19 protein-coding genes are annotated in these 13,072 nt (G+C 45.9%); 1 reads left to right on the forward strand and 18 read right to left on the reverse strand.

From position 1 onward, the window contains the following. Window positions 1-85: 85 nt before the first annotated feature. The 13 genes from rpsD to WAO38_RS08585 form a co-directional block, all read right to left on the reverse strand. Window positions 86-712: a 30S ribosomal protein S4 gene (gene rpsD / locus WAO38_RS08525; RefSeq protein ID WP_422236189.1), complete on the reverse strand. Its 627-nt coding sequence runs from the start codon at window positions 710-712 to the stop codon at window positions 86-88. Window positions 713-723: 11 nt separating this feature from the next. Beyond that, window positions 724-1,116 (reverse strand): 30S ribosomal protein S11, encoded by a 393-nt coding sequence (rpsK, locus tag WAO38_RS08530; RefSeq protein ID WP_015654589.1) that lies wholly within the window; start codon window positions 1,114-1,116, stop codon window positions 724-726. 11 nt (window positions 1,117-1,127) lie between these two features. Beyond that, the gene (gene rpsM / locus WAO38_RS08535) at window positions 1,128-1,493 is read right to left on the reverse strand and encodes a 30S ribosomal protein S13 (protein WP_422236191.1); all 366 of its coding nucleotides are present in this window, start codon (window positions 1,491-1,493) and stop codon (window positions 1,128-1,130) included. A gap of 2 nt (window positions 1,494-1,495) precedes the next feature. Further along, window positions 1,496-1,609 carry a 50S ribosomal protein L36 gene (gene rpmJ / locus WAO38_RS08540; RefSeq protein WP_422236193.1) on the reverse strand — a complete coding sequence of 38 codons (114 nt, stop codon included), beginning with the start codon at window positions 1,607-1,609 and terminating at the stop codon, window positions 1,496-1,498. A 194-nt stretch (window positions 1,610-1,803) separates the two neighbouring features. After that, the gene (locus tag WAO38_RS08545; RefSeq protein ID WP_422236194.1) at window positions 1,804-3,063 is read right to left on the reverse strand and encodes a homoserine dehydrogenase; all 1,260 of its coding nucleotides are present in this window, start codon (window positions 3,061-3,063) and stop codon (window positions 1,804-1,806) included. Beyond that, the gene (locus WAO38_RS08550; protein WP_422236196.1) at window positions 3,060-4,283 is read right to left on the reverse strand and encodes an LL-diaminopimelate aminotransferase; all 1,224 of its coding nucleotides are present in this window, start codon (window positions 4,281-4,283) and stop codon (window positions 3,060-3,062) included. The genes WAO38_RS08545 and WAO38_RS08550 overlap by 4 nt, the downstream gene beginning before the upstream one ends. A gap of 71 nt (window positions 4,284-4,354) precedes the next feature. Then, window positions 4,355-4,984, reverse strand: a complete 630-nt coding sequence (locus WAO38_RS08555) for a hypothetical protein (RefSeq protein ID WP_422236198.1) — start codon at window positions 4,982-4,984, stop codon at window positions 4,355-4,357. A gap of 10 nt (window positions 4,985-4,994) precedes the next feature. After that, complete coding sequence (locus WAO38_RS08560) at window positions 4,995-5,825, reverse strand: hypothetical protein (RefSeq protein ID WP_422236200.1); 831 nt, start codon at window positions 5,823-5,825, stop codon at window positions 4,995-4,997. Then, window positions 5,822-6,499, reverse strand: a complete 678-nt coding sequence (rlmB, locus tag WAO38_RS08565) for a 23S rRNA (guanosine(2251)-2'-O)-methyltransferase RlmB (RefSeq protein ID WP_422236202.1) — start codon at window positions 6,497-6,499, stop codon at window positions 5,822-5,824. The genes WAO38_RS08560 and rlmB overlap by 4 nt, the downstream gene beginning before the upstream one ends. Window positions 6,500-6,512: 13 nt before the next feature. Continuing rightward, window positions 6,513-7,322: a 16S rRNA (cytidine(1402)-2'-O)-methyltransferase gene (rsmI, locus tag WAO38_RS08570; RefSeq protein WP_422236204.1), complete on the reverse strand. Its 810-nt coding sequence runs from the start codon at window positions 7,320-7,322 to the stop codon at window positions 6,513-6,515. An 88-nt stretch (window positions 7,323-7,410) separates the two neighbouring features. Beyond that, the gene (rpmE, locus tag WAO38_RS08575; RefSeq protein WP_422236206.1) at window positions 7,411-7,614 is read right to left on the reverse strand and encodes a 50S ribosomal protein L31; all 204 of its coding nucleotides are present in this window, start codon (window positions 7,612-7,614) and stop codon (window positions 7,411-7,413) included. Between the two features lie 103 nt (window positions 7,615-7,717). Then, the gene (locus tag WAO38_RS08580; RefSeq protein ID WP_422236208.1) at window positions 7,718-8,386 is read right to left on the reverse strand and encodes a 16S rRNA (uracil(1498)-N(3))-methyltransferase; all 669 of its coding nucleotides are present in this window, start codon (window positions 8,384-8,386) and stop codon (window positions 7,718-7,720) included. After that, entirely contained in the window at window positions 8,383-8,796 is a 414-nt protein-coding gene (locus tag WAO38_RS08585) for a hypothetical protein (protein ID WP_422236210.1), read from the reverse strand. The genes WAO38_RS08580 and WAO38_RS08585 overlap by 4 nt, the downstream gene beginning before the upstream one ends. Window positions 8,797-8,898: 102 nt before the next feature. On the opposite strand from WAO38_RS08585, the gene glp reads away from it, so the two are divergent. Continuing rightward, a complete protein-coding gene (glp, locus tag WAO38_RS08590; RefSeq protein WP_422236212.1) occupies window positions 8,899-10,116 on the forward strand; it encodes a gephyrin-like molybdotransferase Glp in 1,218 nt (405 codons plus the stop codon). Here the strand turns inward: glp and WAO38_RS08595 are convergent. From WAO38_RS08595 to WAO38_RS08615, 5 genes are all read right to left on the reverse strand, one after another. After that, window positions 10,113-10,694 (reverse strand): 6-pyruvoyl trahydropterin synthase family protein, encoded by a 582-nt coding sequence (locus WAO38_RS08595; protein WP_422236214.1) that lies wholly within the window; start codon window positions 10,692-10,694, stop codon window positions 10,113-10,115. The two genes, glp and WAO38_RS08595, sit on opposite strands and share 4 nt — an antisense overlap. A 3-nt stretch (window positions 10,695-10,697) precedes the next feature. Next, window positions 10,698-11,456, reverse strand: a complete 759-nt coding sequence (locus tag WAO38_RS08600) for a 7-carboxy-7-deazaguanine synthase QueE (protein WP_422236216.1) — start codon at window positions 11,454-11,456, stop codon at window positions 10,698-10,700. Continuing rightward, a complete protein-coding gene (locus WAO38_RS08605) occupies window positions 11,444-11,584 on the reverse strand; it encodes a hypothetical protein (RefSeq protein ID WP_422236218.1) in 141 nt (46 codons plus the stop codon). The genes WAO38_RS08600 and WAO38_RS08605 overlap by 13 nt, the downstream gene beginning before the upstream one ends. Window position 11,585: 1 nt before the next feature. Next, window positions 11,586-12,551 (reverse strand): GTP 3',8-cyclase MoaA, encoded by a 966-nt coding sequence (moaA, locus tag WAO38_RS08610; RefSeq protein ID WP_422236220.1) that lies wholly within the window; start codon window positions 12,549-12,551, stop codon window positions 11,586-11,588. 123 nt (window positions 12,552-12,674) lie between these two features. Further along, the gene (locus WAO38_RS08615; RefSeq protein ID WP_422236222.1) at window positions 12,675-13,070 is read right to left on the reverse strand and encodes a hypothetical protein; all 396 of its coding nucleotides are present in this window, start codon (window positions 13,068-13,070) and stop codon (window positions 12,675-12,677) included. Between the last annotated feature and the right edge of the window lie 2 nt (window positions 13,071-13,072).

Genomic DNA, 13,072 nt, shown 5'->3' on the forward strand with positions numbered 1-13,072 from the left:
GCGCTGATTTGCTCGACGACAAACTCTTTCGGAAGAAGCGGTGATGTCTTAATTTTTTTCATGCTGAACGCCCTTTCTTTAATGATTATTTCGAGTAAAGCTCGACGATTAGACGTTCTTCAACAGGGATAACAATCTCTTCACGCTCTGGAAGACGTGTGAAAATACCGAACGCTTTTTCTTGATCGATATCAACCCATGCTGCAAGTCCAGTTTGGTTAGTCAACTCAATAGCGCGAACGATTTGGTTGTTCTTTTTGCTTTTCTCGTGAATTTCCACTTTTTGACCCGGTTTTACACGGTAAGATGGAATATCAACACGTTTGCCGTCAACCATTACGTGACCATGGTTTACCAATTGGCGTGCGAAACGACGAGTCGTTGCAAAACCCATACGGTAAACAACGTTATCAAGACGTTGCTCAAGAAGCATTACCAAGTTTGTACCGGTATTACCTGTACGACGCTTTGCTTCACCGAACAATGCACGCATTTGTTTTTCGCTCAAACCGTACATAAATTTCGCTTTTTGTTTTTCGCGAAGTTGTGTACCGTACTCAGAAATTTTTGTGCGGCGTTGACCATGTTGGCCAGGTCCATATGGACGCTTGTCAAGGGCACTTTTTCCTGCAAGACGACGCTCACCTTTTAGTCCAAGGCTTACACCGAATCTTCTTTCGATTTTTTCTACGGGTCCTCTATATCTTGCCATTGCTAAGCTCCTTAGACGCGTCGGCGCTTAGGCGCACGACATCCATTGTGTGGTAGTGGAGTAACGTCTTTCATGAATGAAACTCGTAAACCTTCGATTGCACCAACACTTTTAACTGCTGTTTCACGACCAGAACCTGGTCCTTGAACTTTAATTCCCACTTCTTTGATTCCGTGGACCATTGCTTTTTCCAACGCTGATTCTACTGCTTGTTGAGCAGCAAACGGAGTTGACTTTTTAGAACCTTTGAAACCAAGGGCACCAGCCGAACTCCATGCGATCATATTACCCATTTCATCTGTAACCGTTACAAGGGTATTGTTGAATGATGCCAAGATATGTACGATACCTCTAGCAATATTCTTCTTTACAATTTTTTTACGGGTTGCTTTTCTTTTTGCCATACTCTAATCCCTTACTTTGTAACTGAGCCGACAGTTTTCTTCTTACCTTTGCGTGTACGTGCATTGGTTTTGGTTTTTTGACCACGGCATGGGAGACCCTTACGGTGACGAAGACCACGGTATGAACCGAGATCCATCAACGCTTTGATGTCCATAGCAACTTGTTTACGAAGGTCACCTTCAACAACAACATTACGAATTTCTTTGGCAAGTGTTGCCGCATCATCTTCGCTTAGTTCGAATACACGCTTGTTGTAATCGAGACCGGTTGCATCCAAAATTTTACGTGAAGTATGCAATCCGATACCATAGATATACGTTAAAGCATATTCCAATCTTTTTTTCTTAGGTAAGTCCACACCAGCGATACGGGCCATGCTTATCCTTGTCTTTGTTTATGTTTTGGGGTTTTGCAGATTACGCGAACGACCCCTTTGCGCTTAACGATTTTACAATCGTCGCACATTTTCTTCACTGAAGAACGTACTTTCATCGGTATGCTCCGTTGATTTAAATCACTTGCTTCTCGTAGGTGGAATTGATCACACCAATACTTGTAACTACTCTAACAGCAGTTATAAACATTCAATTCTATTTGTCCGATAGGGCAAAGTGGACGCGTATGTTACAGTAAATAAGGTTAAATTTTTATTAAGGTATAAAATGGAAGGAGGATACGAATGGTGCTTACACGATTCGTATCATAAAAGGAGACTCTAAAACAGCATCAAGTGTTTCAAGTTCAATCATTAATGTATGCAGTGCCCGTTCGGTTGCCTCATGCGTAGCAAATAACAAATGAGCGCATTCCGTTTCGGATGGGCGTTGGATGACCGCTTCAATGGAGATCATATGGTCTGCGAAAAGTCTCGTAATCTGTGCCAAAATACCCGGCTTATCGGATACTCTGAGACGGAGATAGTATTTTGAACAAATATCCCCTTGACTCTTGAGATGCAGCCCCTCTTCGAGCGGATGGTTGAAGCCGAGCATCGGGGAGCGTTTGCCGGAACGGACGATATCGATAATATTGGCGACTACGGCACTCGCTGTCGCATTGCCGCCTGCACCCGGGCCGTAATAAAGTGTCTCTCCGACTCGGTCACCGACGACACTGATCCCGTTCATGACTCCGTCAATCTTCGCGATCATTGCATCTTCATCCACAAGTGCCGCATGAACACGCAGTTCTACTTCACTTCCGTCTCGTTTTGCGATGCCTAGAAGTTTGATCGTGTAGCCGAACTCTTTGGCAAAGGCAATATCCGTGGGGGTAATCCCCTCGATCCCTTCGATCAGAATCTCTTCGGGCTTGGCATCAATACCATACGCTATGGATGCGAGGATCAATAGCTTATGAGCCGCATCAAATCCGCCGATATCAAATGTCGGATCCGCTTCAGCATACCCCAGACGCTGTGCTTCGTCCAGCACTTCTGCGAGTTCAACCCCTTCGTTCATCATTTTTGTCAGCATGAAATTACAGGTGCCGTTCATAATCCCCATGATGGAGAGAATATGGTTCGCAGAAAGTCCGTCGCGCAATGCATTGATAATCGGGATTCCCCCTGCAACGCTCGCTTCAAATTCAAAAGGAATCTCTCCGGCAATATCTTGAAGTTCATACCGGTGATAGGCAAGAAGTGCTTTGTTGGCCGTTACTACCGCTTTGCCGTTTAAGAGTGCTTTTTTAACGACTTCCAGAGGCAGCTCAACACCGCCCATCAATTCGACGACAATATCGATTTCAGGATCATCCACAATATCATACGGGTTTTGGGAAAGTATGATACCGAGATCAGCAGCTTTTTCGAGGTTGCGTACGACACCGCTTTTCACGATGATTTCATCACCCGATCGGGCGGTAATAATCGTTTTGTTCTCTTCTAAGATCTGAACTACGGCACGTCCTACCGTACCGACCCCGATCACACCGACACGTGTCACTCGGCGCCTTTACAGTCAAGAGTACTCAAAAATTGTTTAATATTTTTAGCTGCTTGACGGATGCGTTTGTCATTTTCAATCAATGCAATACGGACATACTCATCGCCGTAATCTCCAAACCCTATTCCCGGTGCTACCGCGACATTCGCTTCAACAAGCAAACGTTTGGAAAACTCCAGACTTCCCAGATGACGTGCACATTCAGGAATTTTTGCCCATACGAACATTGAAGCTTGATTTCGGCGCACCGGCCATCCTGCACGGTTGAATGCTTCAATCAAAACATCCTGACGGTGATCGTATTTGTCGGTAATCTCCTGTACGCAGGTTTGATCGCCTTGAAGGGCAATTGTTGCCGCCACTTGGATCGGAGTGAACATTCCGTAATCCAACCAGCTTTTGATTTTTTGGAGGGCCCCGATCAATTTTGCGTTTCCGACAAAAAAGCCGACACGCCATCCCGCCATATTGTAGCTTTTAGAGAGGGTAAAACTCTCGACGGCAACGTCTTTAGCACCCGGAACCGAAAGAATTGACGGCGTTTTATACCCTCCGAATGTCAAATCACCGTAAGCGATATCACTGATGATGTAGAAACGCTCCCGTTTTGCCATCTCAACCACACGGACGTAAAACTCTTGCGTTACCGTTGCTGTTGTCGGATTATGGGGAAAATTGACAACCAGATATTTCGGCTTTGGAAAAGAAACATGAAATGCCTGTTCCAAACGCTCGAAGAAAAGATCTTCATCTACCTTGTAGTCCTCATCGAACGGCAGTTCCATCTTTTGGACATTTCCGCCTGCAAGGATAAAACCGTACGAGTGAATCGGATAGGTAGGATCAGGTACAACGACGACATCACCCGGATTGGTAATGGCATAGGCTAAGTGCGCATACCCCTCTTTGGAACCCATGGTTGCAACCGCTTCGGTTTCAGGATCGAGATCGACATCGTAACGGCGTTTATACCAGTCACAAATCGCCCCTCGCAGTTTTGGAATCCCTTTAGAAACCGAATAACCGTGTGTTTTGGTTTTCTGTGCCGATTCGATCAATTTTTCACGAATATGTTGCGGGGTATCTCCATCGGGATTTCCCATACTAAAATCGATAACATCTGCCCCACCACGTCTACGCGCCATTTTAAGCTCATTGACTTCTGCGAATACATACTTTGGAAGGCGTTTAATCCGGTCAAATTGGATTTCATCAAACATGGCTACAACCTGTGATTAAAAAATTGCGCCATTTTAGCATAAGAGACTTAGTTTTTATATAATATGTCCACTTATCGCCCAGGACTCATCGACTCAATCCACATCCCTTCTCTTAGCACTTTCATCCCTTGTGTATTGGATAATTTGAGATAAGAGCCGCCGGATGGAAGTTCAAATCGAAACTCATCTTCGGAAGAGAGGGAACGCAGGGAGTATAACATGTGCATTGAAGCATCCAAAACAGCGATTTCAGGGTACCAATCACTCCCGTACGGAGACTGAATCCGTATGTGCTGCCCTTCATCGACACGAAACCACTGTGCATTTCCCGAACGCTTCAGTTCAGTCCCCTCATCACTGCCGAGCAAAGGGATATTCCAAAGGGCTTTTTGCGTATCAAGTCCCAAAGTAAGTATATTCCCATCCAGATGAGCGAGATCGATTCGGATGTTCTGCTCTTTAAGATTCTCGGCCAAAACAGCAGGGTCAAAAGGTCTATTCCCCATAACAGTGGCGCGAAGGTCACCCGTACTGCTCTGAACCGACAGTGACTCTACATCGAGCTTGTAACCGATGGCATTGAATGCTTGAACGATGGTTCGCAGGCTCACCATCGGCTCGCCGGTAAAGGTAATCTGCGTGCTGATAGTTGTTCCAAAAAGGAAAAGGGGAAAGGAAAAGAGGAATATAAAACGTTTCATCAATAATTGCTTACCAGCTTTTCCCGCCGTTATGCTCAATAAACTCGTTCCGGCTGATTTGTTTCAAACTACCGTTTTCACAGAGGAAATGAACCGTATTATTCTCTTGCAGGAGAGTTTTCCCGGCTGAAGATTCGATTTCTACACGCCCGTGTCCTAAAAGAATCAACCAATTTTTACTGGTATCAATAATGATAGGCTCGGCAGTGACATTTTGTATTTTCTTGCCGCTTGCCATGTCAATCATTCCGTACCATACTTTATAAACCGGACGGATAGCAAGCTCTTTGCCTGAGGCTAACGGTTGTGAGGCCTTCGCAACTGTTTGGTTTGTTTCACTGCTCACGGCCGGAGTTGTCACATTGGTTTCACTGTTCACACTGGTTTCATTGCTCACATTGGTTTCATTGTTCTCGGTCACATTAACATCATCAGGAAGGACCGCCACCGCAGAAAGTTCCATAACTCCATCTTGCGGTTCAGCCGACATCTTACCCTGTAAAAGGTATCCGCCGACCATCAATACCAAAATCAGCACAATCCCCGCCGCTATCCATTTAGGTTTTGAGTTTGCCGCCGATTGCAAGATGACCGATGATTTCGGTTTCAGCAGATTGGTATTGATCTTATGATATTCCGTATATTCCTCTTTTAGAGCAGTGAGATCTACTCCGTATTCACGCTCTAGAATTGACATATAACCCATAAACTGAACGCGTCCGATTTCGCCGTAAGACTTGGTCATTACCAATTCTATTTTATCCCGGGAAATATGGGTACGCTCATGAATTTTCTCGGTTCCGAGAGCCTGTAAATCTTCGAACGTGCTCGGTTGTTTCATCTCATTCTCTCCATCAAAATTGCGCCGGCAACACCGACATTCAAAGAATCAAAATCATGTGCCATCGGTATAGAGACACCGACATCCAGGCTTTTTTGGACTCTGCCGCTGAGCCCTTCGCCTTCGTTGCCCAAGACCAAAACACGTTTAGCGGCAAATGCCGTTTCACGAATATCTCCGCCATCCATAACGGCTCCGTAAATTTGGAATCCTGATTGTTTCAGCTCATGCAGCACATCATGAATATTATGGACAATCACCAACGGCAAATCCAGAGCTGCCCCGCTGCTGGTACGGATCATTGCTTCCAAATTCGGTTCTTTGATTCCGCTGATTACAAGGGCTTGGACACCGAGCGCGTATGCGCTTCGGATAAGCGAGCCAATATTTCCCATATCGGTGATCGAACTCAAAACGACAACGAAATCACATTTTTTCAAAAATGGAGAAGCGTACGGAACGACCTGAGAAATCTCGGCGATAAAGCCTTGGTGATTTCCCCCCTTCACCATAGACTGTGCCGCTTTTTCAGGGATCCGTTTAATCTCAAAACCCATTTTCATGAGTGCAGAGTACTCTTTTTTATCGACCTCTTTTGCCAAATAAAGGACCTTGATACGGTCCCGATGACGTTCTATTGCGTAGTAAACCGGTTGTTTTCCATAAATAAGCATGAAGTATTATATCCTAAGATTGTAAGAGGCGTTGATAGCACTCTTTGGGATTTTCGCCGGTGAGTCTGGCGATTAGTTTGGAAGCGGCTTTTTTGGGGATATCCAGCGCAAGAATATCCTGTTCGCTCAAAGATGATCCTTTGGCTTCAGAAGCTTCAATGACCACTACCCACTCGCCGCGAATCTCTTTTTCCATTTGAGGGATCAATTCCGAGGCACTGCCGCGATAGAAGCGCTGATAGCGCTTGGTAAGCTCTTTCGCCAAAAATATCTGACGCTCCGGAACGGCAACGGAGAGTTCCGACAGCAACTTATCCAATCGCTTAGGGGATTCATACAGTATCGTCGTGTAGCCGTTGAACAGTGCTTCTTGAAGCGCCGAGGCACGATCATGCCCTTTATGAGGCAAAAATCCGAAGAAAAGCATTTTCGTCTCCACAAAACCGCTGGCGACAAAAGCCGTCAATGCCGCATTCGCTCCGGGTAAAATGTCATATGCAATCCCATGGTCAATACAATAGCGTATCAGCATCTGTCCCGGGTCACTAATCCCGGGCATCCCGGCATCGCTGACATACACAACGTTTTGATCGAAAAAATCGGGTGTCAGCGAACCGATGAAATCAGCTTCGTTGTGAGAATGGAGACTGATAAATTTTGGTTCGCACGTCGTTAGTTCATGACGTTCTTTGAGAAGATGGATCAGTTTTTTCGTGACACGGGTATCTTCGCATAGCATTACCTGTGCATTGGAGAGAACATCAAGAGAACGTAGGGAGATATCAGCGATATTGCCGATCGGGGTTGGGACAAGAGACAGCATTGTTATTCTCAATTTCTGCCTCGAAGAGGCCAGCTTCAGTGCCTAAGCGGCAAGCGTAGCCAAAGGGAAAGTCCCTTTGGCGCTCAAATTACGAATTAAGTGCGTAACGTTTTTTGAATTTATCAATACGTCCGGCAGTATCTACTTGACGCTCTGAACCGGTATAAAACGGGTGACACTCGCTGCAGATATCGACACGGATCGATTCTTTAGTGCTGGTTGTTGTGAAAGTATTGCCACATGCACAGCTAACTGCACACTCTACAACGTTAGGGTGAAGATCTTTTTTCATAATTTTGCCTTGTGATCGACGGCGTTGTACGTCGGTCTGTATAGTTTTATATCCGTACGGGGGCGGATAATTGGAAGCGAATTATAACGGAAAATTTCTTTTTTTACAATAACCGTGATGCGATCGCTACCGAGGCGGTTTCAGAACGTAAAATCATCGGTGAAGGGAAAAGCCGTACCCGATAATCGGCAAATTGCTTTCGTTCGCTCTCATCAAACCCTCCCTCACAGCCGATCACCACCGTTTCAATCGCTTCTTCCGTACCCAGCGGCTCACCGCCAAAATCAAAAATGACTGCTTCGGGTTGGAGTTTTAAAAATGTGCTCAAATTCGGCGACTCGGAGAGTTCGATCAAAGAGCTCCGTCCGCATTGCATGATCGAGCTTTCCATAATACGGTTGAACCGCTCAAAATCGAGCCGAAAGTTTTGCTGTGAACGGCGGCAATGGATAAACGTGATTTTCGCTACACCCAGCTCGGTCAGCATCGGCAACGTTTTCTCGATCGTTTTCGGATCGATCAGACACCAACCGATATGGAGTTTTCGCGCACTCTCGCACGGTGCATGCTGATGACCTTGCAGTGTGAAATAAGCATTCCGCCCGTCTGTCCGTTCCAAACGGTAGCGATATTCTTCACTCAAACGCTCACGGGAACGAAAGGCGATTAAATCACCGCTTCTATGGCGTCTTACTTTGATAAGATACTTGTAATCCTCACCGCTGACAGTGAATTCATCGGCTCCGACATCATTATGTAGAAGAAATTTCATTGCACCATCATCCACAAGGTAATAGCGATCAGCAAACTCATCTCAATGCCCAAAAAACGAAACGCTTTTTGCTTATACTGCCCGAAAGCGCCTTCTTGGGTGATGTCGGTTCGACGTTTGAGTGTTTTATACCGTTTCGCTTCGAGTATGATCATTACGATAGCAATCACGATCATCGCAACATTCGCGAACGTAAAGTTAAGATGCTTTGCCGCCATCATTACCGCACCGGTAAAAAGGATCAAAGCGATCAATGACCCTGAAATCGGCATAACGACCCGCATCCGTTTGCTGTAACGAATAATATGATGGGAGAGTGACAACATCACGATGTTGAACACGACTACCCCCATCAACACAATCACTCCGAAATAGTGGATATTAAGTCCGGTTGTATACATAGCTTCCATAAAGGGGATTTTACCTTAAATTGCCTATAATGACTATCTAAATCGCTCCCCGATGACGAACGTTTAATGCATTAGGGTGAGGATACACTCGAAGGAGATTTAATGGCGATTAATGTAGAAGAGGCACTCAATCTGGTTTATAAACTTGCATTGCCCTTAGGGACGGAAATAGCGCCGATCGAAAACAGTGTCCATCGTGTCTTATCCGAAACCATCACCGCTTCGCATTCTCTCCCCTCCTTTGATAATTCTGCCATGGACGGTTATGCCGTACGTGCTTTAGATGCAGGAAAAATACTGACGCAGTCGTGTGTCATTTTTGCCGGTGACGGCAGTGAAATCCGTATGGTAGAAGATCAATGTATCCGGATTATGACCGGAGCCAAAATTCCGCAAGGGTGTGAGGCGATCGTCCCCATCGAAGATGTCGTCGTGAATGGAGATCAAGTCACCTTCCCCTCATCGATCAAACCTTCGCAGCATATCCGCCTCAAAGGAGAAGACATCCAGGCGGGGATGACGCTGCTCGAAGAGGGGACCATGCTCCATGCCCATCATATTTCCCTTTTGGCTTCACAGGGGATTACCCATGTAAAACTTTACCGCCGCCCGCGCGTAGCCCTGTTTTCCTCAGGAAATGAACTCAAAATGCATTATGAGACACTGGGTTCCAATCAACTCTATAATACCAATACCCCGACGTTTGCCGCACGTGCCGAAGAGCTCGGATGCGATGTTATCTTTACCGGAACCGCCGAAGATACCCTTGAATCGGTACAGGCACATATTCAGCGTGCACTGAATGCCGATTTGATCATTACGTCCGGCGGAGTGAGCGTGGGAGATGCCGATTTTACCAAAGAGGCATTTAATTCTCTGGGATTTGAGGGTGCTTTTGAATCGGTTGACATCAAACCCGGCAAACCGACAACATTCGGGCGTATCGGCAATACCGTTGTCCTCAATTTGCCCGGAAATCCTCTCGCAGCGGCATTGTGCTTTGAACTCTTCGGACAAAGCGCCATTCTATCTCTCAGCGGTCGAAGCGATAAATATATCAGTACCCTCTCGACCCATATGGCAGAATCTTTTACCATGAAAAAGGGAAGACGTTCGCTCATCCCCGGATGGTTTGACGGTTCAAGCTTCACCCCAAGCCAAAAGTTCGGTCCCGGGATGGTTCTGCCGCTTTCGCTGGCCAATGCTTATATGATGGTGGATGCGAGTGTGGAGGGATTTGAAAAAGGGGATGTCGTCAAAATTATTCCGACACGCTGGTGCATGAGTTCTGCTGCTCAGAACTCTCTGGTCACCCTTTAAACGGTAGCAGGATTTAGAAACTTCTCTCCGGACAAGACTTTTTCCCACAGCCCTGAATCACTCCACCCTTGGCGCACTTCATCGCTGAACCCGATCGAGGCGAGCGGTATATTTCCCATAACATCGGAATAGGCATCTTCGCTGAATGCCTGGGCATATCCCGTTTCGGTCTCATGAACGATGATACTGTTGAGTTTCACCCCCCGTTCCCCGTTGATCATCTGCGTTGACTGCAAAAGCTGATCAAGCATCAAGAAAATGACCCGGCTGAACTGTTCGCACGACGGAGAAACCGGCAGCATTACCCAGCGGTTCGAATGCGCTTTCATCGCTTCGATATACTCGCCATCGTCTCCGTCCCAAATCGCTACCGCATGGTCAAAACTGTCAATCAGCTCTTTCATCCCCTGCTTCATCAATCCAAAATCGTAGACCATCTGGCCGTGATCAAGGTATTTAGACTCAAACAACACTTCGACTTTGTACGAATGGCCGTGAATCGATGCACGGCACCGCTGCGTCGAACAGCCGCGAACCACATGAGCGTTTTCAAATTTAAAAAGCTTTCGGATGATCATAAACTATACTCCATGATTTTGGTCCCAGATGCGGATATGCAGTCGATCCGAGTAAATAAACCCGCGCCGTTTGCAAAACTCGATAACCGCTTCACAGTTGGCTTCGATATGGGCTTTATCCCCTCCCAGCGGCATACAATAAACCGGCGTATACGGATGAATCGCAATGATTTCGTCAATCTCAGACTCGATGTGCGAAATCAGGGAAGGTTCATCGACCGTGAATTTGAAAAAACACTCTTTGGCTTCGGAGATGATCGCTGTTATTGCATCAAATTTGAGACGTTTTTCTATCGGCTCGCCGCTGTTGGAGAGTTTGACCGACAGGGCGTAAGTCGCCTCTTTGTAAAAAGGGAAACGTTTAAAATCCGGTGAAATCGTCGCATTCGTCTCAAAAGTCACCCGATGTCCATGTCCGATGAGATAATCGATAAATTCGACGAAAACCGGCTCGTTTGCATAAATGAGCGGTTCCCCTCCCGTCAAAACGACATCGACATGCGGCGGCAAACGATAGCCGTTCATAATCCAGATAAGCGTCTGAAGCTCTTCGATCTCCTGCCACAGCTCCCCGAAGGATCGGCGATCGACCGCATACACGGTATCGCATCCAAGAATTTCGGAACCATCCGGAGCAACTTCCGTACAGCCGAACCCTTCGCATTTGAGATTACATCCTCCGAAGCGGAAGAAAAGTGACGGTACACCGGTATACTTTCCCTCACCCTGAACTGAGTAAAAATGTTCTACTAAATATAACATTTTAGCTCCGTCGAAAGCGTAGCTTTTTGAGCCTTACGCTGAGTAAAACCCAGTGTTAACGTAGACGCTTGGACGCGTTCAATCGTCGTATTGAAATGGTCATAAAAATGTTCTACTAAATAGAGCATTTCACCCTCCCGTCTCATAAAATGCGCGGCTTGAGGCTTCGGTATCTCCTTCGCCCCAACGATTTTTTTCAGGCTTCGTTCGGATTACCTCTTTAAGGACCAATGCCGCTTCTTTGATGTCTCCCCGACGCACCGCATCGCGGATACTCATAGCTTCATCGAAATAAAGACACGGAATCAGATTCCCCTCCGCCGTGAGGCGGATACGGTTGCATTTGGTACAGAAATCATCCTTATGCGGTTCAATAATACCGAACTCATATCCGTCTGCAAGTTTGTAATAATGCGATGGAGAATGTCCGTCAAACCCTTCATCTTCATACGAATAACGCTTTCCGATGATCTCGAGCAACTCAGAGCTGTTCATCCCTTTGATGTCCACTTCGGCATGAACATTTTCCATGTACTCAATAAACCGAACGACCATCCCCCGGTCTTTGCAGTATTCTAAAACATCCAGAACTTCAGCAGCATTCAGACCTTTCATCGGAACCATATTGACTTTGACTTTCAAGCCGACGCGAAGCGCCTCTTCCACCCCTTCGAGCACTTGGCGTAAAACATCTTTTTTGGCGATGGTTTCGGCAATTTCCGGTTTGAGAGAATCAATCGAGACATTCAGCCGCCGAAGACCTGCATCGTAGAGTTTTTGAGCTGTGCCTTTAAGCAAAAAAGCGTTTGTGGTCATCGCCAGATCAATATCGTTTTTATAGTCGTAAATCATTTTGATAAATTTATCAAGATCTTCGCGAAGCAGCGGTTCACCGCCGGTAATACGGATTTTTTTAATCCCCTCGTCTATCGATACTTTAATAAATTCAAACAGCTCTTCGAAGCTGAGAAGGTTCTCTTTCGGAACCCATGAGAATGGTTTTTCGGGCATACAATACTGGCACCGAAAGTTACATCGTTCTGTCACCGAAACACGCAAATAATCGACCGTTCGGCCATAGCTATCTATTAACACAACTGTCCTTGAAAAAATTCCTATGATTAGGAGCATGACGCGAGTGTATCGAAAAGTTGTTTGGAGTTTTATTTATTGGAGAGATTAGAGGTAAACCCCCTGAGGGGTTTTACGATTGTATGCTTACCAGCCGCGAACGACTGCGTGGCACGACCCACAGGCATTGATAATATCCGAATACGACTGATGCGCTTTCGTATACTCTTTTTTATCCAATGCTTTTAACAAATCAGCAGAAGCGCTATCAATACGCTTAGAAGCGTTAAATGCGATATTGCTCATATGCTGTTTCTCTTTAGGGAGATATTTTTTGGTTGCGTCCATATCGTGAAAAAGAGCATTCGCTTTATGGATATCCGCTACTCCGCTTTTAATCAACGCAGGAGCATTGTAAAGGAAACCTTTTTGAACATTGCTCAAACCGTTTTCCATTTGACCCATATTAAGAACCAAGGTATCATCTGACATTGCGCCGGTAGCAATAAGTGCAGAGAGAGCTAAAATTTTTATCATTTTCATCT

This window comes from Sulfuricurvum sp., assembly GCF_049277495.1.
Classification (GTDB): Bacteria; Campylobacterota; Campylobacteria; order Campylobacterales; family Sulfurimonadaceae; genus Sulfuricurvum.